Here is a 20,749-nt window from a genome sequence, read left to right on the forward strand (position 1 = left end):
ATGGTTGAACGCTCCTTGTGTGGGGGACGTGTAGTGCTGATGACTTCCGTTTCGAGTTGCGAATGCTGAAAGCTGAAAATGAATGCCTGGAGAATTGGACTGCCGCGCCCATCAGAATCGGCCGGGGCGGCAGTTGCCAAGGTCGACTGAGGCAATGCCGCTGACAATCTCTTCACTGGCGAGGCGCCCGACGATCGCCGCCAGGGTCACTCCGGGATGCATTGCGCAAACATACACTCCGCCCACCGTCGGTAGATAGCCGACAACGGGGACGCCGTCGACAGGCACGGGCCGCAAGCCGACGCATGCGCTTTGCAGTTCAATGGAGGTTACCCCGTGCAGTTCGTGTTGAATGACTTGTGCGGTTCGCCGTGCGATCTCGTCCGGTTGATTGTGCGGGGCATTTCCCAAGTAGTCTTCCGCTGCCAACAACGTCCCGTCTGCATTTTGCCGCACTTCCATCTCGGAGCTGGAGATGATGCCGTTCAACCGATCCGGTTGAGTCTTGAAACGGATGAAAATGGCCGGGGAGGCGTCTATTGGCAGTGAAACGTCGAGCATCTCTGCCAGCTGCACGGTGCCCGTTCCGGCTGCCAGAACGATCACGTCAGCAGCCAAGGGCCCCGCCGTCGTCTCAATGCCCGTAACGTCTGCGCCGCTGAAGGTGAAGCCGCTTACGCGTGTCTGCGTGAACACTGTTGCGCCGTGGGCCTGTGCCCCGACAACCAATGCGCGGGTGGTCTGTACCGCATCGAGGGCGCCTTCTTCGGCGTTATACGATGCTTGGCGTGGAGGGTGGCGCAGGTTCGGCTCGCGTTCGAGGATCTCGGCGCGTGACAGCCATGTCGGCGAAGAGGGCTCGTCCTCTGCGCCGGTACCCCAGGACAATGCCCCTGACCAGCGTATCTGCAATTCAGGCAGCTCCGCTTCCAGCCGGCGATAGTCTTCGATGGCCGCGCCACGCAATCGGGCGATCGGATCGTTCCCGGCATGGGCCGTATTGATCCAGGCGAACGAGCGCGCCGTGACCCCCGAGGCGAGTTCTGCGGCCTCGACCAGCGTCACCTGTGCCCCCTTGCGCGCAAGGTGATACGCCAGCGAAGCGCCCACAATACCCGCGCCGACCACCACCACGCGCTTGCCTGTCCTGTCACCCATATCAACCTCCCTGTTGTTGACCGGTACACGGTACTACATCCCGACGAAGGCGTGACTGGCGTCCACAAAAAAGCCCGACTGATGTCGGGCTTCCCTTCATTCGCAAGGCCTTACGCTGCCACGTCCTTCCTGCTACTGGCCTTCATGGCTTGCATTTGCACGCCGGGTTCTTCGAGTTTGTCCTTGCCCGGCAACTGATCAGCAGAAGACTAAGATGCCGACCGCTGAGTGACTTGTTTCGGCCCCGCCAGCGCCCAGGCAATCAGGCCGAACAACGGCACAAACACGATCAGCACGATCCACACGCCTTTGTTGCTGGATTTCCCCTCGCTTTTGCGCACCCGGTTGATGGCCCAAAGTTCGATGAGCAGAAGAACTGCCGCCAGTACGATCCACACGGTTTCGATTTGCATTGGCTACCTCCTGATGGTCTTAGGGTTAGGTGATCGGTGCGGTGGCGGGTTCATTTATTTTTTTGCAGGGTGTTGAGTTGTCGGGCCAGTTCGAGTGCCACGCGACCGCTGGCTACGGTGGGCAACAGCTGGGTGAAGGGGATAACGATCAGGCGGTTTTCGCGCACCGCACGCAGTTGCGACAGCACCGGGTCGTGGGTCAACAGGTAGCGCTTGCGGCTGGCGGGCGACCAGTCGGCATCGGCCAGCAGAATCACGTCCGGGTCGCTGACCAGCAGGGTTTCGCGGCTCACGGTGACCCGGTATTGATTGATCTCGGCGAACAGGTTTTTCGCGCCCGCAGCGTCCAGCAACGTGCTGACAAAACCGCGCCGTCCTTCGCTGTCGAGGCCTTTGACTTCGCTGTCCAGGTAAAACACTGACAGCGGTTTCTGCGTGCCGGCCAAGGCTCGGGCATTGGCGAGGTCGGCCTCCATCGCGGCCAGCAGTGCCTTGGCTTCCGGTTGTTTGTGCAGCAACGCGCCGAGGTTCAGCAGGTCATTGCGCACATGCCCGAAGTAATCCAGCGAATGCCCGTTGCACGCCGATTCCAGCAGGTAGGAACCGATGCCGTTGCGCGCCAGCGCCGAGCGTGAAGTGACGCCGTCACCGAACGCCGTGGCGAACCCGCCGATCACCAGATCCGGCTGTTGCGCGTACAACACTTCGCTGGATGGGTACTGACGTGCGATCACTGGCACGCCGAAATATGCGGTCGGGCGCTGGCCGGCATCGGTGTCGTCCAGATACGCGACGCCCACCAGCGATGATCCGGCATCAAGCGCCAGCACGAGGTCAGCTGCGTGCTGATTCAGCGCGACGATGCGTGCGGGCGGCGAAGCGGAAACCTGCCAGTGCTCGCCGCAGTTGCGCACGTTGTCAGCCATAGCCGCCGATGAGCAGAGCAGGGCGCCCAGTGCACACCACAAGGGCTTCATGTGCGCCCCCGGATCAGCAAATCCTCGACCACTTCACCGCCCAGCAGATGCTCCTCGACCAGGCGCTGCACCTGCTGCCGGTTGTGCACGCCGTACCAGCAGCGTTCCGGATACACGGTCACGATCGGTCCGAGATTGCATGGAAACTGGCAATGAGTGCGGGCCAGTAACACGCCGCCCGGTGTCTCGATGCGATCGTGCGCCAGCAGATGCCGGCGCAGGCTTTTCCATAACTGCAAGGCGCCGCGCTGAGTACAGCGCGGGCCGGTGCAGAGGAACACATGGCGCGCGTGATCGGGCACTTGCGACCAGTCCGGATGAGTATCGACGCCGTCGACCTTGGTGATTTCACTCATCAGAAGCGGTACGTGTAGCGAATTTCAGAGGTGAACGGCCGGCCGAGATTATCGACATTGTTCGAACGGCTGGTGATGTAGTCGCGGTCGAACAGGTTTTCCATCAGCAGGCTTACACGGTGCTGATGCGCGTGGTCGAGGTAGCGATAAGCATCGGCATCGACCACCGAATAGTTGCCGTACTGCACCTGCTTCGAACTCTTGATATCGCGTATGTAGCGGATCGCACCCCCGGCTCCCCACATACGATTTTCCGACTCATAACCGACCCTTGAGCGGGCGAAGAACCCCGGGATGTCGTTGATGCTCACGCCGCTGCGCGACTCGGTGAGATTGCGCGTCAGGTCCGCTTGCAGGCTCCATCGCTGGGTGAGCGCCAGTTTCGCGTCGGCCTCGAAACCGCGCATGCGGATCTGCCCCTCACCGTTGACCCACTGCATGCCGTCGAGGGTAATCAGGTCGTCGATCTTGCGTTTGAACAGGCTGACGCTGGCGCTGAATTCGCGCTCGAGCAGAAAGCCCTGGTAGTCGACACCGAGTTCGACGTTGCGGCTTTTCTCCGGCTTGAGGTTGCGGTTGCCGATCTCGTCGCCCGGCTCGTTGACGAACAGCTGCTCGGCATTCGGCAGTTTGTAGGCGCTGCCGTACTGACCGCGCACGGCCCAGTTATCGTTGAGGTCGTACAGCGAGGTGAGCATGCCGACCGTGGCGCCATCGCCGCCGCTCATGGCTTCGTGACGAATGCCGAGGCTCGGGTGCCAGTCGGGCAGGGCGGCGATCTGCGGGCGCAACTGCGTGTAGATCGCGTGGGCTTCGGCCTTGTCGTTGTCGATGACCAGCACATCGTCCTGACCCTTGAACCACTGGTTGTCGGTGCCGAACACCAGCACATGACCGCCGGGCAATAGCGCCTTGCCTTCGGCCTGTACGCCCCAATCGGTGAAGCCCCAGTAGTCGTTGTGGTTGATGACCTTGGTACCGCCGCCATCCACGTTGTTGACGCGGGTGTAGCGGGTGTCCCAGTCGTTGATGTGGCCTTTGACGAAGTAGCTCACGCGCTCGTTGACGGTCTGTTCGAAGGTCGCCGTGGCGATCTGCTGCACACGGTCGTTGGTGGTGTTGTGGTTGTTCAGCGGGCGGGCGAAATCGAGGTTGGCGTCGGCGTACTGATAGAACAGTTCCAGCCGCGCGTCATCGGCGAACGATTGAATCGCCTTGCCGCCGAAGGTGGTGACTTCGTAGGCACGGTTTTTCTCGCTGACGTTCTTCATGTCGCGGTTGCGATACGGCTGGTAACCGTCGGAGACGTTGTGGCTGGCATAGGCGAGCAAACCCAGTTCGCCGAAACCGTTGCTGAAGATGTTTTCGATCCGGACGTCTTCGGTCGTGCCGCCAAAGCTGTCCACGCCCAGATTCACTTCGCCGGCGGCTTTGCGCGATTGCGGGCTGCGGGTGACGATGTTGATCACCCCCGAGACCGCCTGGGTGCCGAACAGCAGGCTTTGCCCGCCCTTGAGCACTTCGATGCGTTCGATGGCGTTGGCCGGCAGGGTGTCCAGGTACAGGCCGCCGTACAGACGATTGTTCAGGCGCACACCGTCGAGCAGGATCAGCGTGTCGTCGTTGCGGCCGCCGAGCAACGAATAGGTGCCGTAGTCGAACGGGCCGTTTTTCGGCGCCACGTACAGGCCGGGAATGAACATCTGCAGGACGCGGCTGACATCGGCACCGGGGCCGGCACGTTCGATTTGTTCGCGGGAAACCCTCTCGATTTTGCTGCCGTACTTCGCCATGTCGGCGACGGTGGTGGATTCCACTGACGGCGCGGAAACGATTTGCTGATCGAGTTGCAGTGGCGTGTCGTCGGCCAGCAGCAAAGGGCTGAGCAGGCAGCCGAACAGCAGGGTTGGTGCAGAAGTGTTGAAAGGTCGAATCATTGTCTTCTCGAAAAGGATCTTCGCAGAAGAGCATGCAGGAGAAGGCATCGCGCACAGCCAATACCGGCCCATGCCCGCCCACCGCAGGATTTTGCCAAACGCATTTCAGGCCGGTCTCCGGGCTCGCGCGTATCGAGGCTTTCACCTTCCCATGGCCGTCTGGCCACAGTGGTCTGTCGAAAGCATCACGCGCCTACCGTTGCGGGGGCAGCACCGGACTTGTTCGTAATGAACGTACCGGTTTCCCGTTTCACCCCAAGCACGGCGGCAGGGGGCACCTGAAACAGGCCCGCATCTGAACACTCGCAACAGCGTTCGTCAACTTTTCGCGGGACTTCTGCTCACATCGGTTTCAGCGCCGCAAACTGGCTGCTCAGCCACGTATAGAGCTGTGACACGGCCGGGGTGATCTGCTTGCGATGCGGGCATACCAGGCTCAACGGTGAGGTCTCGCCGGGTTGCTCCGGCAGCAATACAAGCAGGCGACCTGACGCGATGTCGGCGCTGACATCCAGCCAGGATTTGTAGGCGATCCCTTCGCCGTCCAGCGCCCAGCGCCGCACCACGTCGGCGTCGTCGCTGAACAGCGGCCCTGAGACTTGCACGGTCTGATTGCCCAGGTTCCATTTGTCGTAGACCCGGCCAGTCTGCAAATAGAGCAGGCACTGATGATCCAGAAGTTCATCCGGGGTCTGCGGCTGGCCGTGGCGTTGCACGTATTCAGGCGAGGCGACCAGCACCCGCCGGTTCCACGGTGCCAGCGGCAGCGCTACGTAGTTGGCATCCACGTTGGCGCCATAACGAATCGCCACGTCCACCGGGTCGCGAAACAGATCGACCATCTGATCCGATAGCACCAATCGCAAGGTCAGCTCCGGGTGCTGGCGGCGGAACTGCGTCAGCCACGGCAGCAGGATATTGCGTCCCAGATCCGACGGCGCAGTGACTTGCAACACGCCGCGCAGGGTGGCGTTTTCCCCCCGCAAATTGTCCTCGCCCTGCTTGAGGGCTTCGAGCACCGCGTGGGCGGTGGGCAAGTACTGCTCGCCTTCGGCGGTCAGGCGCAGGCTGCGGGTGGTGCGGGCGAACAGGCGCACATCCAGTTCGCGTTCCAGCCGCTTGATCGCGGCAGCGACCTGGCCGGGCAGTAAATCAGACTCCAGCGCAGCAGCGGTAAAACTGCCCAGCGCGGCGCTGCGGGTGAATAAACCGAGATCGTCGATGCGGATCATTTTCACGCCTGCAGTGAAAGTGTTGGCGCATTCTGCCGGTTTTTCTTTGCCCGAGGGAAGCCGAAGATGGCGGCCAGTGACTGCCACAGCCCTTCAGAATCAGAGATCCCATGAAAGCCATCACCTTTACCCAACACGCCTTGCCCATCGAAGATCCGCAATCGTTGCAGGACACCGACATCCCCGAGCCCACGCCTGGCCCGCGAGACCTGCTGGTGGAAGTGCGCGCAGTGGCGGTCAACCCGGTCGATACCAAAGTCCGCGCCGGCACTTTCACCAAGGAACCGAAAATCCTTGGCTGGGACGCCGTCGGTGTTGTCCGTGCAATCGGCGCCGACGTGACGCTGTTTCAGCCCGGCGATGAAGTGTTCTATGCCGGCTCGATTGCCCGCACCGGCAGCTACAGCGAACGGCATCTGGTGGACGAGCGGATTGTCGGGCACAAGCCGCGCTCGTTGAGTGCCGCCGATGCTGCAGCGTTGCCATTGACCTCGATTACCGCCTGGGAATTGCTGTTCGATCGGCTCGGTGTCGCCGAGGGCGCAGGGCAGGGTCAAAGCCTGCTGATCACCGGCGCAGCGGGTGGCGTCGGTTCGATGCTGGTGCAACTGGCGCGGCGTTTGACCGGGCTCACCGTCATTGGCACCGCTTCGCGCCCGGAAACCGCTGACTGGGTGCGCCAGCTGGGCGCCCATCACGTCATTGATCATAGCCAGCCGATGCTCGCGCAACTGCAGGCGCTGGGCGTGGCCGAGGTCGATTACGTCGCCAGCCTGACGCACACCACGCAGCACTTTGCGCAATTGATCGAAGTGCTGCGTCCGCAGGGGCGTCTGGCGGTGATTGACGATCCCGACAGCCTCGACGTCATGCCGCTCAAGCGCAAATCGTTGTCGCTGCACTGGGAACTGATGTTTACCCGTTCGCTGTACGAAACCGACGACATGATCAACCAGCATCATTTGCTCAACCGGGTCGCGGGGCTGATTGACCAGGGCGTATTGCAAACCACGGTGGGCCAGCACTTCGGGGCGATCAATGCGGCCAACATGCGCCGCGCCCATGCCTTGGTCGAAAGCGGCAAGGCCCGGGGCAAGATGGTGCTTGAAGGATTCTGAATATTCGAACGGGCCATGACGGCCCAGCGAGGAACACATGATGCGCATGAACAAACTGCCCGCGATGTTAGCCATTGCCTCGACTTTGAGCATGCCTTTGGCCCACGCCATCAGCGCTATCCCGTTGCCGCTGAATACGCCGGCCGACAGGGCTTTTGGCACGCTTGAACAAGTCCACGCGTTCTACGACGCCATGCCCACCGGCGTGACGGTCAGCGAAACCGGGCGAGTCTTTGTCAACTTCCCGCGTTGGGGCGACGACGTGCCGTTCACCGTCGGCGAAATCCGCGACGGCAAGGTGGTTGCGTACCCGAACGCGGCGATCAATCAGGAGAATCCGCGCGACCCGAGCGATGGCTTGATCAGCGTGCAAAGCGTGGTCGCCGACGGGCAGGGCCGGGTCTGGCTGCTTGACACCGCCGCGCCAGGGTTTGCCGAACCGAAAGCCAGAGGCGCGAAACTGCTGGCGGTGGATCTGGCCAACAACCGCATCGTCAAACGCCTGGTGTTTCCGGACAACGTCATGTTGCCGAGCACCTACGTCAACGACATGCGCTTCGACTTCCGCACCGGGGCCGAAGGCACGGTGTACGTCACCGACTCGTCGCTGCGTGGCCCGGGCGCAATCATCGTCATGGACATCGCCACTGGCCGCGCCCAGCGCCGGTTGAGCGGAGTGCCGGCAACATCGGTCGACCCGGATTTCATGCCGGTGGTCGAAGGTCTGCCGCTGACCGTCGCGGGCGCGGACGGCAAGCGCACACCGTTGGGCGTGGCGTCGGACGGCATTGCGCTGTCGGCGGACGGCAAGACCCTGTACTTCACGCCGCTGTCCAGCCGCCATCTGTACTCGGTTGCCACCGCGCTGTTGCGTGACGCCAGCGTCAGCGAACAGCAACTGGCCGCTGCCGTTCAGGACCTGGGCGAGAAGGGCGCGTCCGATGGCATGGAAGCCGATGCCGCCGGGGCGGTCTATGCCGGTGACTACGAACACAACGCGATCCGCAAACGCCTGCCGGACGGCCAGTGGCAAACCCTTGTCCACGACCCGCGTCTGCTTTGGCCCGACACCCTGTCGATCGGTCCCGACGGCTATCTGTATTTCATCGCCAACCAGTTGCACCGTCAGCCCGGCTTCCGTGGCGGGCAGGATCAACGGCAAAAACCCTATAGCCTGATGCGTCTGAAAATCGACGCGGCGCCGGCACCGACTCGCTGATCACTCAGCCTTGAATCTGGAGAAATGATGATGACCACGTCCACTGAAATGCTGGTGTCGATCGCCGTGCTCAAGGCCAGGCCTGGCCAGGAGCAGGCGCTGAAAGAGGGGCTGCTGGCACTGGTCGAGCCAACTCGCGCGGAACCGGGCAACCTCGACTATGTGTTGTTTGAACTGCGCGACCAGCGCGGCACGTTCTACATGCGCGAGGCCTTCATGCATCAGGCGGCGCTGGATGCGCATTTTGCGATGCCTTACTTCCAGCGCTTTGCCGCCACGGCGGACGACCTGCTGGAAGAACCGTTGCAACTGATCTTTCTTGAACAAGTCTCGAGCTGATCGCGCTGTTCCCTTTGGCATCCTTGTAGCGCCCGTTGGCCGTTGAAGCAGCGCAGGCTCCAGGTAACCGGCATGGCTTGCCGACGCCGGGCCCTATATCCTTCGCACTTTGCACGCGAAACGATTAGGGAAGAATTGCATGCCGTTCAGGGTGATGGTGGTCGGGGGCTACGGAAATTTCGGCAGTATTGTGTGCAGGCATCTGGCGCTGATGCCCGATGTGGCGTTGCTGCTCTCGGGCCGCGATCCGCGCAAGTTGCAGCGCAAGGTCGATGAGCTGAACAGTCGGGCGCACACAGCCTGCGAAGGCTGGTGCGGCGATGCGATGGGCAGCGAATTCCAGGCCGCATTGACTGCGCTGAACATTCAACTGGTGGTGCACACCGGCGGCCCGTTTCAGGGACAGTCGTATGCCGTGGCGCAAAGTTGCATTGCCGCTGGCGTGAACTACTGCGACCTGGCCGACTGCCGTACCTTCGTCAACGGCATTGACGTGCTCGACGCCCGCGCTAAAGAAGCCGGTGTGGCGATTCTCAGCGGCTGCAGTTCGGTGCCGACGCTGTCCTCGGCGATCATCGACGAGCAGCGCCAGCGCTTTTCGCGCATCGACTCGATCGAACATGGCATTTCTTCTTCGGCGAAAATGCCCGGCCTGTCGACGGTCGAGGGTGTGCTGGCGTACGCGGGTAAACCGATCAGGCAGCTGTGCAACGGCAAAGTCCATGAAGTGCCGGGATGGCAGGATCTGACCCTGCGCAAAATGCCGCAGCTGGGACGGCGCCTGCTGGCCAATGTCGATGTGCCGGACATGGATATTTTCGCCAGCCGCTATGGCGCGCACACCCTGCGTTTTCAGGCCGGCGCCGGACTCAAGCTCGGCGGCATCGCCAATGCGCTGCTGGCGCAGGCGCTGAAAATCGGCCTGGTTCGCGACCCAGGGGTGTGGGCGGCGAGACTGCATCGGTTGGGCACCCGCTTCGAACGCTTCGGCGATGGTAAAAGCGCGATGTACATCGACGTGCAAGGCCTCGGCGTTGATGGCCAGCCACTGAGCATGACCGCGCAACTGACCGCGCTCAACGACAAAGGCCCGGAAATCCCCAGCTGCGCCGCCGTGGCGCTGGCCGCGAAGATGGCTCAGGGTTACACGCCACAGCCCGGCGCCCGGCCGTGCGTGGGCGAAATCAGTGTCAAGGAATACATGGCCGCCATCAACGACCCGGACAACCTGAGCCTGTCCGTGCATTTCTGCGCCGGGCAGCGCTGAGCATGCTCTATCTGGGTCTGAAATACCTGCACGTGATTGCAGCGGTGTTCCTGTTCGGCTTCGGCATGGGTTCCTACCTCTATCTGATCGCCGCGAGCCGTACGCTCAACCCGCAAGTGATCGCCCACGTGGCGCGGATGGTCGTGCGCTTCGATGCCTGGATCACCACGCCGGCGGGGTTTGTGCAGATCATCAGCGGCTATCTGCTGATGAGGGTTTCGGGGTTGCCCATGACCACCGAGTGGCTGCTGACGTCGCTGATCATCTTCTTTTGTGTGGGGTCACTGTGGCTGCCGGTGCTGCTGCTGCAGAAGCGGCTCGAGATCATGGCATCGACTGCCGACGCGACCGGGCAGGGCTTGAGTGATGACTATCGCCGCGTGTACCGGCAGTGGTTCTGGATGGGCGTGATGGGTTTTGCCGGGATGTTCGTGATCGTGCTGATGATGGTGACCAAGATGACGCCGGTGCAGTTGCTCAGCGTTCTGGCGTAGGTGGCGTCATCTTCAAAAAGCGCTGTTCGTGATCCGCACTCGGCAGCAGGCAGGTGGCGTATTGACCGAACAGCCGATAACGATTCAGCGCGATACGGTCATAGCCCCAGTCGCGCAGTCCGCGAGGCAACACTCGCAGCAGTTGGAGCGGCTGCCAGCGGGTGGGCAATTGGCCAATGACTTCGAGGAACGCATCGGAGCGTTCCCAGACGTGGTGGTCACGGATCACTGCCATGGTGTCCAACTGATCCATCGGTAACCCCGCCCACGCCAGCAGCGCCTGCCCCTCGGGCGACTGCACCGCCGCCAGGCGAACGCGGCGCAGCCGGTCATGGCGAATCAGAAACCGTGCCCAGCCATTGCACAGTTTGCACACACCGTCGAACAGCACCACGGTTTCGCCGGGTTGGAGCAGGGGCGCGGGGGCGGGGCGGGTGTACGAGGCTGGCATCAGGGGCGGTCCAGGTGAGACGGGGTGCCCGGATCATACCCGTGGCGCCTCGATCACGTCTGCATCGGCGGAAAATCTGCTGTCGATGCCGCTCGTACTTCAGATTTTCCTGTCGATGACGACAACTAACCCACATTCCTTTGTCGCGAGTCGTTCATGAAGAAGATCGCTGTCCTGATGTTTGCCGTGCTGTTTTTGGCCGGCTGTGCCAACCAGAAATTCAAGCCCGAATACCGCACCCAGATCCACACAGTGAAGATTCTGCCGGTGGCGTGGAAGCCTAAGGAAATCACCTACATGGGCCGTGAACAGGCGTGGGGCGCCGCTGTGGGGGCTGGTGTCGGCACCGGCATCGGTTTGGCTTCCAGTGCGTCGAAAGCCGCGACCGCTGCATTGGGCGGCGTCGGTTTCGTCGCGGGGCTGAAGGCCGGTGACCTGGCGTCGATGTCGACGACCGATGCCATCGTCTACAACATGGAAACCTCTGACATCAATCTCGGCACCCTGGTCAAAAAGAGCTTCGAGGACCAGTTGGCCGCTTCCGGCCGTTTCAAGGTGGTCGGCGACAACGAACCGGCCGATGCGCAGATCGAACTGACGGTGATCAGCTGGGGTTTCTCGCTGACTCAGGGCTTCAGCAGCGTGGTCTACCCGACCATCGCCGTGAGCGGCGTGATGAAACGTGGCGATGAACTGATCTGGCAGCGCAACGAGCCAATCACCCCGTTCAACGGCGCCAACACCTATGGTTACGAGCCGTTGCGTTATCGCACCGAGCCGGAGTTGCTGCGCACGGCGTTGACCGGTGTGTCGCAGATTGTCGGCGGCTATCTGGTCAAGGATCTGAACGAATAGCCGCCGTGTGCGCGTTGATTCGGGCGCTGATCCACTGTCGACTGTAAGCCAGCACGCCTTGCGCGATGGCGGTGGGAAAGTGGATAAATCCGTGGGGCGACGCCGGTAATAAATACACCTCGACCGGCGCCGCTTGCTGCCAGCGTCTGGCGATGGCCAGCGTGTCGTCCCGCAACGGGTCCAGTTCGCCGGCCAACAGCAGCGCCGGCGGCAAGCCGCTGAAGTCGCCGTACAGCGGTGACAACGGTGGCTGGCGGCGCTCTTCGTCTGTGCGCTCTGGCGTGAGCATGCGCAACGCTTCGACCATGCCGGGGCCGTCCAGCACCAGTGTTTCCGGCGGCGCGTTGCATACGCTCGGCGTGCCGGTCAAATCGTACACGCCGTAATACAGCAACGCGCCGCTGATGCGCTGCAGCAAATCCGCTGAGGGTTGCAGCGCCAGCAACGTCGCTGCCGCCAGATGCGCCCCGGCTGACTCCCCGACTACCACAACCGGCAAACCGGCGAACTCGTCTTCGCTGAGCAACCAGCGTGTGGCGCTCAGACAGTCTTCCAGCAGGCCTTCAATCGGCGTCGACACCGCGAGCCGGTAATCGACCGATACCACCGTGACGTTGCAGGCATTCACGATGGCAACGTTGAAGTTGTCATTCATCTGCGCATTGCCGATGACCCAACCGCCGCCATGGAAATCCAGCACCACGCCTCTGGCCGGGCCTTTGGGCCGGATGATCCGCACGCCAGCGCCGCTCGCCAGGCGTTTGCCTTGCGCGCCGAGCCCCTGTTTGCGCAGCTTGCCGGCGCCCCCCAACTGACTGACCCGCAACAACGCCTGAATCAGCCGAGGCGTGAGGCGATTGCGGATCTTGAAGCGCGGCAACCAGGCGAGCTTCCGGTTGAAGGCGCGCACTTGCGCCAACTCTCGCTCGCCTTGCGGCCAGGGTGTTTTATTACCCAAATTGACGTTCGTCATCAGCGGTTCTTGAGCAGGATGGAAAAATTCAACGCAGCGGCTACACACAGCCACGCCAGGTAAGGAAACAGAATCAGACCGGTGATCAGGTCCAGTTGCAACGCCAGCACCACCATGGCCGCGACCACCAGCCACAGCAGCGTCAGGATCACCATTGCTGCCAACACCTGATGCGCGCCGAAGAACACCGGGGTCCACAGCGTGTTCAAGGCAATCTGCGCCGCCCACAACGCCAGCACGGTCTGACTGCCGGGGATCAGGCTCAAGCGATAGCCGGCCCAGGCCAGCAGCAGGTAAATCAGCGTCCAGGCCAGCGGAAAGGCCCAGTTTGGCGGGGTGAACCGTGGCTTGATCAAAGCGGCGTACCATTCGCCCGGTTTGAACATGATGCCGGTGGTGGCCGCTGCCGCGCAGGCCAGAAGGAAAATGAAAAAGGTCATTGCCAGTCCTTAGCTGAGGTCAGCTGGTTGGGTTTGCCGGGCCATGTCGGCCGTTTAAGAAGGGACGCCTGGCGTCGGTAAAAGTTTGACCGGATCACTGACATTCCCCGTTTTCGGGATGGCGTTGAACTTAAAAGCTGACTGGTGCGTCAGGATAAACAGCTGCCTTCTAATCACACCCACGGGATCCGACCATGCACAACTTTGTCCTCAAATACCTGTTCAATGGCAAGCCGCGTAGCCACGACCTCGAGATCAAGGAGGCCCGACTCGCCGAGCATGAGGCGGCGAGGCACCTGCTGGAACTGCATTACGGCGACGCGGAAAACGGCCTGATCATGCCCTCGGCAGACGCGACACCGGAGCAGATCCTCGAACAGGCCGAGCTGGTCGGCATTACGCAGATTGAGGTCGTTGGCCCGACTCGCTGAGATCAGCGCCGCCCGGCAGCGGGGATTTCGCGCAAGTCGTGATAAACCGCCAGTCCCCGTTGTCGGGCCAGTTCCACCATCTGATCCGCGCCTGCGGACTCACCACCGATGCGCAGTACCGCGTCGCAACGCTGTAACAGCGTTTTCGCGTAGTCGTGAAAATGCGCCTGATACACCTCATCCCCAACGTGCTGCGAGCCGGCCAGTTGTACCAGTGGCAGTGCTACCCATTCGGCCAGCAGTGGAAAATGCCCGGCCTGCAGCAACTCGGCGGCGCACGCCTGCATGGCCTGCAGATTGGCCGCGATGGCCGCGGGATCGTCGCCGGTGCCGGAGCGATAAGGGCCGGCCACCAGAATCATCAGCGCAGGTGAGGGCGGTATGACGGTCTTGAGGTATTGCAGGAGGATGATGGTTTTGCCGTCCATGATCCGCCCGTCATCGACCATCGCCAGCGCCTGATCAAACGGTAATTCCAGCACTTCGATGTCTTCGCCTTCGTCGGCCAGACCGCCGCCGTCGCTGATGCGGTCTTCGGGATGGTATTCGCCGACAAAGAAATGCAGACGCTCGGTCACTGAGCCCGGGCTCATGAACGCTTCATAGACCTTGCGCACCGAACGCACGCGGTAGCCGGTTTCTTCCTCCGCCTCCAGCCGAATGCGCTCTTCGGGGCTGGCGTTATCCAGCAGCCCGGCAGCGGTTTCGATCAGGTAACCGTCATGGTCGTTGACGAAGGTCGGGATGCGAAACTGGCGGATGAGGATGACCGAACGTTGCGCCAGGTTGTAGAGCGCGATCGTGGCGCCATTGCCACGGTCATACACCTCACGGCTCAGCGCTTGCCAGCTGCCGTCGCGGCGTTGCAGTTCGAAGTCGATTTTTTTCAGCAGATACCAGTTGTCCGAGAGCAGGTGCTGGGCGACGATTCGAACATTGCGGTGGTTCATGGGCACTGATCCTTGATGACGAGTCGGGAATTAATACCACACCACCGGCAACTCTTTGCTCAAGAGAAAAATTCTGCTCACCCTGCGCCGCGCACCAACGGACGATGCCTGACCCATGAAAACGCTTGTGACCCCGGCAGATCTGGATTACGCCCTGAACGTCATCCTGCAAGATACCCTGCATGACTTGGGTTGCCTGTGTCGGGACCTGCAGGTCACGCCTCGCGACCTGTTGAACCAAGTGGCCATAGCGATGGCCCGGCAGTTCCTGGCCGGCACCCGTGATTTCCACGCGTGCGATGAGGTCATGAATAGTCTGTTCAGCGACATTGTCGACCTGGGCGTGCGCGAAGAAATGCCCGAGCCCGCTTTCTCGATCTACCTCGCATTTGACGCGGGAGAGCATTGGCACACCGGCGACACCCGGGATGTGCTGCCTTGGGAGCGGTGGACGCGGCCTGAACTCGAACGGATTCTTGGTGCACTCGGTGACAATCAGCCCAGGCCTTGATAATCGGCGCAGGCGCTTTCGATTACACCGCCACCTCCAGCCTCAAAAACAACGCAAACAAAACACACCGAAGGACCAGGGGAAGGCTCCCCCCAACCCTGTAGAAGTTGCGTGCCCTGGATTCATGGACAAATCACGCACCCCACGGCCCATTCGCGCAGGCATTTGCGCACAAACCGAAACTGTCATATTCAGTATCACTCGCTTATCCATAGTCAGCAGCCCAACGCTTAATCCAATGAGGCTGCACTGTGTTTCAACGTCTTGTTTGTTCGCTGTCCATCCTGAGCCTGTCCATCGCTACCGCCCACGCCGCCGAGTCCGTGCCGCTCGATACGCCGCGCCTGCAAAGCATCGACAACTTCCGTGACATCGCCGGCATCACCACCGCGTATACCACGGCCCACGACGGCACCCTGCGCAGCGGCGTGTTTTACCGCTCCAACGCCATCACGCCATCGGCAGCGGACCTGGCGACCCTCAACAGCCTCGGCATCAAAGCCGTCTATGATCTGCGCACCCCCAGCGAAATCGCTGCTACCCCCGACACGATGCTGAGTGGCGCCAGCTACGAAAACATCGACATCATCGGCAGCACCACCTCCGGTTCGAACATCACCAATATCTCGTTCAAAAGCGCCGCCGACGCCATCGCCATGATGGAGCAGACCAACCGCGCCTTCGTCAGCGATGCCGGCATGCGCGGCCAGTTCGGCACGTTGTTCAACGAACTGGCCAGCGTCGACGCCGCCCAACTGTTCCACTGCACCGCAGGCAAGGACCGCACCGGCTGGACCGCCGCCGTGTTGCAGAGTATCGCCGGTGTCGACGACGCCACGATCATGGCCAACTACCTGGCGACCAACGACTACACCGCCGCCCGTGTCGCCGCGACCCTAAAAGCCTTGCCGGCAAGCATGGCCGCGATCTACGAACCACTGCTCGGCGTTCAGGCCAGTTATTTGCAGGCCGGTCTCGATGAGGTCAAAACCGAATACGGCAGCATGGACAACTACCTCAAACAAGGCCTCGGTCTGTCGCAGGAAACGATCTACGTCCTGCGCGGCAAACTGGTCGAATACCACAGCCTGCCGGGCCAGGCCGGGCTGATCGGCAACGCCGCAGCCGGCGCCGAATTGCTCCGGCAGTTACAGAATACTCAACTGTCCGGCACCTACAGCGCCTACAACTATTACCTGCAGTCGGCCATCGACGCCGGCACCCTCGGCGGTGTCGAATCCCAGGTCGGCGGTCAGGTCCACGCCGACGCCGCCAGTTACCTGCTGCGCGAAAACGCGATGATCGAACAAGCTGCCGCACCGTTCGCCAGCGGCAGCGACCTCAAAGTCGGCCGATATCGCCTGTGGAGCACCGCGCTCGCCAGTTACCTCGGCACCGACGGTTCGGCCCACGCCGAGAGCAGTAACGAACACAGCCAGGGCCTGATGGTCGGCATCACCCAGCGCTTCAGCGAACAACTGAGCGCCCGCGGCGGCTTCGGTTACAGCAAAGGCAGCATCGGCGGCGCGGGCGGCGAAGCCGACACCGACTTCAGCTTCCTCAACCTCGGCGCCCGCTACGGCTTTGCCAGCCTGGAACGCGGCTTGTTCGTCGACGCCAACGTCAGCGCCGGCTACGTCGACTACAACAGCAAACGCGACCTCGGCGGCGGCCTCGGCACTGCCAAAGGCGACACCCACGGCAACCTCAGTGGCGCGACGTTGGCGCTCGGCTACCGTGCCCCGGTCAACGGCATGACCTTCGAACCGAGCCTCGGCTTGCGTGTCAGCCACCTCGATCTGAACGGCTTCAAAGAGCAGGGCAGCGAACTCTCGCTCGATGTCGACGACAACAAGCAAACCCGCCGCAGCGCCGTCGCCAACCTCAACGTCGGTTTCGCCCCGCTGGCGATGGGCAACTGGCAACTGGTGCCCGGCGTGCAGGTCGGCTACGAACATGTACTCGGCGAGCATCAGGTCGAAAGCCAAAGCCAACTGCTGGGCCTCGACATCGAGCAACGCGCCGCCTTCGACAACCGCGACCAGTTCAGCGGCGGGGTCAACGTCATGGCCAGCCTCGGCGCCCTGAGCCTGGGCGCGCAAGTGGGTGCCAACGGCGGGGGCGACAGCCACGGCTACAGTGGCGGCCTCAAGGCCAGCTACGCGTTCTAAAAAAACACACACAAACTGCAGGAGCGAGCAGGCTCGCTCCTACAATTAGCTTTCCAGCTTATGAGCTGATTAATCCCGAACCCTGAACTCAGCGGGACTCACCCCATAAGCCCCCTGAAAATACCGACAAAACCGCCCGACATTACTAAACCCGAACCGCAACGCCACCTCCGTCACCGACGCCGAGCCGCGCTGCTTCAACACCTCATAAGCCCGTTCCAGCCGTACCTGCCGCTGATACGCCACAATCGACATCCCGACAAACCGCCGAAACCCTTCCTGCAACGCGCGCTGACTGACATGGCTCAACCGCGCCAGCTCCACACCACTGACCAACTGCTCCGGATGCGCCTGAATAAACGCCATCGCCAACTTCACATGCCGTGGCGCCACACTCGGCGCCGGCCGCCGCAACGCCTCGGAAAAATTGTGCGGCCACGCCTCCAGCACCGCATCAATCAACATCTCGCGCAATCGCGACGGCATCAATGTGCCGCTATTGATCAACAGATCAAACTCAGTGCCTGTGGCCAGATCGATCAGCGCCTTGATGCCCTGAAAGGCTGCGGTGTTCAGATCAACGCTGGGTTCAAAAGCGATCTTCTCCAGAATCGGTTTTTCCAACAGCGCCGAGAGCCGCTCGGTGAGCTGATGGCGATTGATCGACATGCCGTGATGCGCGTGATCATCGAAGAAACGCATAGAGCGAATGTCAGCCTTGTCGATTGCCAGGCCAACGTGCGACACCCCGATGGACTCGGTGGCGTGGTTGAACACGATCTTGCCCGCAGTGGGAATGACGAACGTGATCTCGTCCTGCGGATCGGGAAAAGAAACGCTGAAGTCGCCGTGGTAATGCATGCGCCGAAAACTGACACCGTCATGCCGACCATAGACGCCGCCGATGATGATTCTGGAGGGCGGGGGCGGAGTGTCGGCGTAGCGATTGCCGAAGAGTCTGGAGAAGAGGGCGCCGAAGTCGTCGGAACGGAGATTGTCGGAGCGCAGGATGATTTGTTGGCGAAGTGGGGTTGTGGACACCTTGGGGGGGCACCTTGGATTGGGGGCTCTTTGTTCGAAGCGAAAGGGTAGATGGTGATGAATGACATCTTTATTACGAACGACCTTACTAGAGGGAGGACGTGACGAGAGATAGACATGGTGGCATAGGGCCTGTATTTTGTGCGGCTTTTAGTGGTATGAAATAAAAACTTTAAATAAGGAGATAATTAATTATGGACGCTGGTGTCAATGAGGATACTTCAGATTCGCCGGGTTTTTTTTCAGATCCGGATTTGGTTAAGCTGATAAAAGTTGCCGTCGAGAAAATTAACAATATTTCTGACTCTGGCGCTGATGAGCGGCTTACACGTTTAAGGAGTTTTACACAGCGTAGTTTGGATTTTTTTTGGCAAAGCTATAATGTTGCAAATCAGAATTGCTTATATTGTATAGAAGAATTTGGCAATATTTTCAAGGAGGCTCTAAGAAAGTTTAACGTCGACGCTACTGGTGATGTCGGCGAGTTGGAACCCTTGGCGGTACTTTGCTATCAATTTCTATTGGAGTTGGAAATCGCCTATCAGTATGGTCTCCCCAGGTCATTGATTGGCTGGACTAGTTTCCTTAAAGAGTCCTATTTTTTGGATTATAGCAATAAGGTGGATTTTCAAGCTGCACGAAATCGAATAGTAATCGGCGTTTTGAGAAAATATCTCCATCGTAAAGAGTTGGTGACCTTGGCCGAGCTGCCGAGGGTTATTCAGCAAGGAGAGGACTTTAAAAAAAATCTTGAAAAGACCTTGGGGGATAAAAGCCAAGTTGTTGAAAAGCTAAAAGGAAATTTGGATGAGTATGAGCGGAGTTTTAACTTTTTAGGGTTGAATCGTGCGTTTCGCAGTATGCGGGCTTTGAAGAAAAAGGAAGCGACAAATACACTAAGGTTTTTGGTTTTCCTTGGGGTAATTATGATTGCTCCTCTTTTTGTTAAGGTTTTATTTGAGTTGTTCGATAGCTCCTCTGCTTCGGCTGTGAGTGAGGTCAGCGAGGTGAGGCCGGATGGTGGCGCTGCGGGTCCGAATCAGGCTACAGATCAAGCGTCAAGTGAAAGAACTAACGGAGCAGCCGCAACTTCTGTCAGTTTGTCCGAAAAGGTCAATGTTGTTAAAGAAAGCAAGGTCTTAGACGGGGAGCAGTCATCAAAATATTTTAAAAAGATAATGTCTTTTGTCACATTTTTTGGTTTTGAGTTGGTTTTATTGTACTTTTTTAAAGTGACTTTGCATAACTATCGGTCGTTGAAGTCGCAGTTGTTGCAAATTGATCTTAGAGTGGCTTTAACTCAATTTGTACTGAAGTACTCAGAGTTTGCGGGTAACTCGAAAGAAGCTGCTGCGGGTACATTTGAAAGATTTGAACAAGTGATATTCAGTGGGATTGTGGGTGGAGATAGTGAAATACCTTCTACTTTTGATGGGCTCGATCAGGTTGTAAAAGTTCTCGAAAAAGTTAGGCCTTCTTAGAAGGGAGGGTGAGGGCAGACCAATACATGAAGTGTGGTCTGATCCCTTTTCGAACCACTGAATAGCATCAAGCCACATCTTTCGCAGTCAAAATCAGTTGATTATCAATGAGTCAGAATTCATTCGCGGGCTTAAGTGCTCTCTACGCATGTGGTTGGGGGTGATTGTTACCATATATGTTGCCCTGCAGTATATCTAACCGTTTTGCATAAGTTTCGATGTCTGTCGGTGTTGTTGCAATTGAGTTGATGTTTGATCTTTGTTTTCTATGGTTTGCGATGTTTTGTTTTTGTTGTTTGTAAGATTTTCTATGTCTCGATAGTTACTGTAGTGCGCGTGGATATTGAAAAAATATTACCTGAGGTTTTGGGTGTTGTTCATAGGGGGGTTATGGGTTTTTCTGTTAGGGGTTTTGTTATATGGGTCAATGTTAAGAGTGAGTAATAGTGGAATTAAAGTCAAATATCTCATTGTGCGCCTGGCCGGGGTGGTGGTAAAAGACCGGACGTGGTGCGGATGTTTTTAATGAATTCCATTCCAATATTACTAGTGCAAATTTTTCTATCGCTAATCACTGGTGATATTGTTCCCATTGGCTCCAGTGATTCCCAAGGTTTTCCCAGCCAAGTTATTGATGAGAACCCGTTGAGGCGATGTCTCCGACAATCGTGTTTCCGCAGGTGCTATTGTCAGTTTGTCGTACGGTAGCTAAGCCATCGAAGAAAACATATGAGAACCAGAGGCTATTGGATTGATTTCATACCCAAGTAACGGGCAGGAAGTGGGATTGGTTAGGCGAGCGGCACGTTTGCCCGATATTTTAAAAAATTCTTGTGGAAATATCTTCAGGTGAAGTTGGCATAGAAGGTAATGTGCCAACCATGCAGGGTCGATATGGACCTTTTGGGGGCGAGGCTCTGAAACTGGATCTGGTT

21 protein-coding genes and 1 riboswitch are annotated in these 20,749 nt (G+C 59.5%); of the genes, 10 read left to right on the plus strand and 11 right to left on the minus strand.

Features of this window, described 5'->3' with window-relative positions:
* Positions 1-111: 111 nt before the first annotated feature.
* From PseuLF5_RS01500 to PseuLF5_RS01525, 6 genes are all read right to left on the minus strand, one after another.
* Entirely contained in the window at positions 112-1,158 is a 1,047-nt protein-coding gene (locus PseuLF5_RS01500; protein WP_340132749.1) for an NAD(P)/FAD-dependent oxidoreductase, read from the minus strand.
* Between the two features lie 209 nt (positions 1,159-1,367).
* Entirely contained in the window at positions 1,368-1,571 is a 204-nt protein-coding gene (locus PseuLF5_RS01505; protein ID WP_186748234.1) for a PLD nuclease N-terminal domain-containing protein, read from the minus strand.
* A 50-nt stretch (positions 1,572-1,621) separates the two neighbouring features.
* On the minus strand, positions 1,622-2,548 hold the full coding sequence (locus tag PseuLF5_RS01510) for an ABC transporter substrate-binding protein (protein WP_340132750.1): 927 nt from the start codon (positions 2,546-2,548) through the stop codon (positions 1,622-1,624).
* The gene (locus tag PseuLF5_RS01515; RefSeq protein ID WP_340132751.1) at positions 2,545-2,904 is read right to left on the minus strand and encodes a (2Fe-2S) ferredoxin domain-containing protein; all 360 of its coding nucleotides are present in this window, start codon (positions 2,902-2,904) and stop codon (positions 2,545-2,547) included. The genes PseuLF5_RS01510 and PseuLF5_RS01515 overlap by 4 nt, the downstream gene beginning before the upstream one ends.
* Entirely contained in the window at positions 2,904-4,841 is a 1,938-nt protein-coding gene (locus PseuLF5_RS01520; protein WP_340132752.1) for a TonB-dependent receptor plug domain-containing protein, read from the minus strand. Before PseuLF5_RS01520 ends, PseuLF5_RS01515 begins: the two co-directional genes overlap by 1 nt.
* Positions 4,842-4,932: 91 nt before the next feature.
* Positions 4,933-5,138, minus strand: a riboswitch (cobalamin riboswitch).
* Between the two features lie 44 nt (positions 5,139-5,182).
* Positions 5,183-6,073 carry a LysR family transcriptional regulator gene (locus tag PseuLF5_RS01525; RefSeq protein ID WP_340132753.1) on the minus strand — a complete coding sequence of 297 codons (891 nt, stop codon included), beginning with the start codon at positions 6,071-6,073 and terminating at the stop codon, positions 5,183-5,185.
* Positions 6,074-6,183: 110 nt separating this feature from the next.
* On the opposite strand from PseuLF5_RS01525, the gene PseuLF5_RS01530 reads away from it, so the two are divergent.
* The 5 genes from PseuLF5_RS01530 to PseuLF5_RS01550 all read left to right on the plus strand — a co-directional run bounded on the left by PseuLF5_RS01530 (position 6,184) and on the right by PseuLF5_RS01550 (position 10,510).
* A complete protein-coding gene (locus PseuLF5_RS01530) occupies positions 6,184-7,191 on the plus strand; it encodes a zinc-binding alcohol dehydrogenase family protein (protein ID WP_186748238.1) in 1,008 nt (335 codons plus the stop codon).
* A 40-nt stretch (positions 7,192-7,231) separates the two neighbouring features.
* Complete coding sequence (locus tag PseuLF5_RS01535; RefSeq protein WP_340133259.1) at positions 7,232-8,410, plus strand: L-dopachrome tautomerase-related protein; 1,179 nt, start codon at positions 7,232-7,234, stop codon at positions 8,408-8,410.
* A gap of 30 nt (positions 8,411-8,440) precedes the next feature.
* Positions 8,441-8,749, plus strand: a complete 309-nt coding sequence (locus tag PseuLF5_RS01540; protein ID WP_123464377.1) for a putative quinol monooxygenase — start codon at positions 8,441-8,443, stop codon at positions 8,747-8,749.
* 139 nt (positions 8,750-8,888) lie between these two features.
* A complete protein-coding gene (locus PseuLF5_RS01545; protein WP_340132754.1) occupies positions 8,889-10,016 on the plus strand; it encodes a saccharopine dehydrogenase family protein in 1,128 nt (375 codons plus the stop codon).
* Between the two features lie 2 nt (positions 10,017-10,018).
* Complete coding sequence (locus PseuLF5_RS01550; RefSeq protein ID WP_340132755.1) at positions 10,019-10,510, plus strand: DUF2269 family protein; 492 nt, start codon at positions 10,019-10,021, stop codon at positions 10,508-10,510.
* Here the strand turns inward: PseuLF5_RS01550 and PseuLF5_RS01555 are convergent.
* Positions 10,494-10,961, minus strand: coding sequence for a thiol-disulfide oxidoreductase DCC family protein (locus PseuLF5_RS01555; RefSeq protein ID WP_340132756.1), 468 nt, complete (start codon positions 10,959-10,961; stop codon positions 10,494-10,496). The two genes, PseuLF5_RS01550 and PseuLF5_RS01555, sit on opposite strands and share 17 nt — an antisense overlap.
* 156 nt (positions 10,962-11,117) lie before the next feature.
* Between PseuLF5_RS01555 and PseuLF5_RS01560 the strand changes: the two genes are divergently transcribed.
* The gene (locus PseuLF5_RS01560; protein WP_128614302.1) at positions 11,118-11,816 is read left to right on the plus strand and encodes a hypothetical protein; all 699 of its coding nucleotides are present in this window, start codon (positions 11,118-11,120) and stop codon (positions 11,814-11,816) included.
* Here PseuLF5_RS01560 and PseuLF5_RS01565 read toward each other — a convergent pair.
* Positions 11,797-12,789 (minus strand): alpha/beta hydrolase, encoded by a 993-nt coding sequence (locus PseuLF5_RS01565; protein ID WP_340132757.1) that lies wholly within the window; start codon positions 12,787-12,789, stop codon positions 11,797-11,799. The genes PseuLF5_RS01560 and PseuLF5_RS01565 overlap by 20 nt on opposite strands.
* Positions 12,789-13,229 carry a tryptophan-rich sensory protein TspO gene (gene tspO, locus PseuLF5_RS01570; RefSeq protein ID WP_123464204.1) on the minus strand — a complete coding sequence of 147 codons (441 nt, stop codon included), beginning with the start codon at positions 13,227-13,229 and terminating at the stop codon, positions 12,789-12,791. Before tspO ends, PseuLF5_RS01565 begins: the two co-directional genes overlap by 1 nt.
* A gap of 194 nt (positions 13,230-13,423) precedes the next feature.
* Here tspO and PseuLF5_RS01575 point away from each other — a divergent pair, with 194 nt between their 5' ends.
* On the plus strand, positions 13,424-13,660 hold the full coding sequence (locus PseuLF5_RS01575; RefSeq protein ID WP_123464205.1) for a hypothetical protein: 237 nt from the start codon (positions 13,424-13,426) through the stop codon (positions 13,658-13,660).
* Between the two features lie 2 nt (positions 13,661-13,662).
* Here PseuLF5_RS01575 and PseuLF5_RS01580 read toward each other — a convergent pair whose 3' ends face one another.
* Complete coding sequence (locus PseuLF5_RS01580) at positions 13,663-14,610, minus strand: NUDIX domain-containing protein (protein WP_322374828.1); 948 nt, start codon at positions 14,608-14,610, stop codon at positions 13,663-13,665.
* A 115-nt stretch (positions 14,611-14,725) separates the two neighbouring features.
* On the opposite strand from PseuLF5_RS01580, the gene PseuLF5_RS01585 reads away from it, so the two are divergent.
* Both PseuLF5_RS01585 and PseuLF5_RS01590 read left to right on the plus strand, forming a co-directional pair.
* Complete coding sequence (locus PseuLF5_RS01585) at positions 14,726-15,121, plus strand: hypothetical protein (RefSeq protein ID WP_222832738.1); 396 nt, start codon at positions 14,726-14,728, stop codon at positions 15,119-15,121.
* Positions 15,122-15,372: 251 nt separating this feature from the next.
* A complete protein-coding gene (locus tag PseuLF5_RS01590; protein ID WP_340132758.1) occupies positions 15,373-17,292 on the plus strand; it encodes a tyrosine-protein phosphatase in 1,920 nt (639 codons plus the stop codon).
* Between the two features lie 69 nt (positions 17,293-17,361).
* Here PseuLF5_RS01590 and PseuLF5_RS01595 read toward each other — a convergent pair whose 3' ends face one another.
* Positions 17,362-18,333: an AraC family transcriptional regulator gene (locus PseuLF5_RS01595; RefSeq protein WP_340132759.1), complete on the minus strand. Its 972-nt coding sequence runs from the start codon at positions 18,331-18,333 to the stop codon at positions 17,362-17,364.
* A gap of 194 nt (positions 18,334-18,527) precedes the next feature.
* On the opposite strand from PseuLF5_RS01595, the gene PseuLF5_RS01600 reads away from it, so the two are divergent.
* The gene (locus PseuLF5_RS01600) at positions 18,528-19,814 is read left to right on the plus strand and encodes a hypothetical protein (protein ID WP_340132760.1); all 1,287 of its coding nucleotides are present in this window, start codon (positions 18,528-18,530) and stop codon (positions 19,812-19,814) included.
* Positions 19,815-20,749 lie beyond the last annotated feature (935 nt).

It is taken from the genome of Pseudomonas sp. LF-5, from assembly GCF_037626295.1.
Taxonomy (GTDB): Bacteria; Pseudomonadota; Gammaproteobacteria; order Pseudomonadales; family Pseudomonadaceae; genus Aquipseudomonas; species Aquipseudomonas monsensis.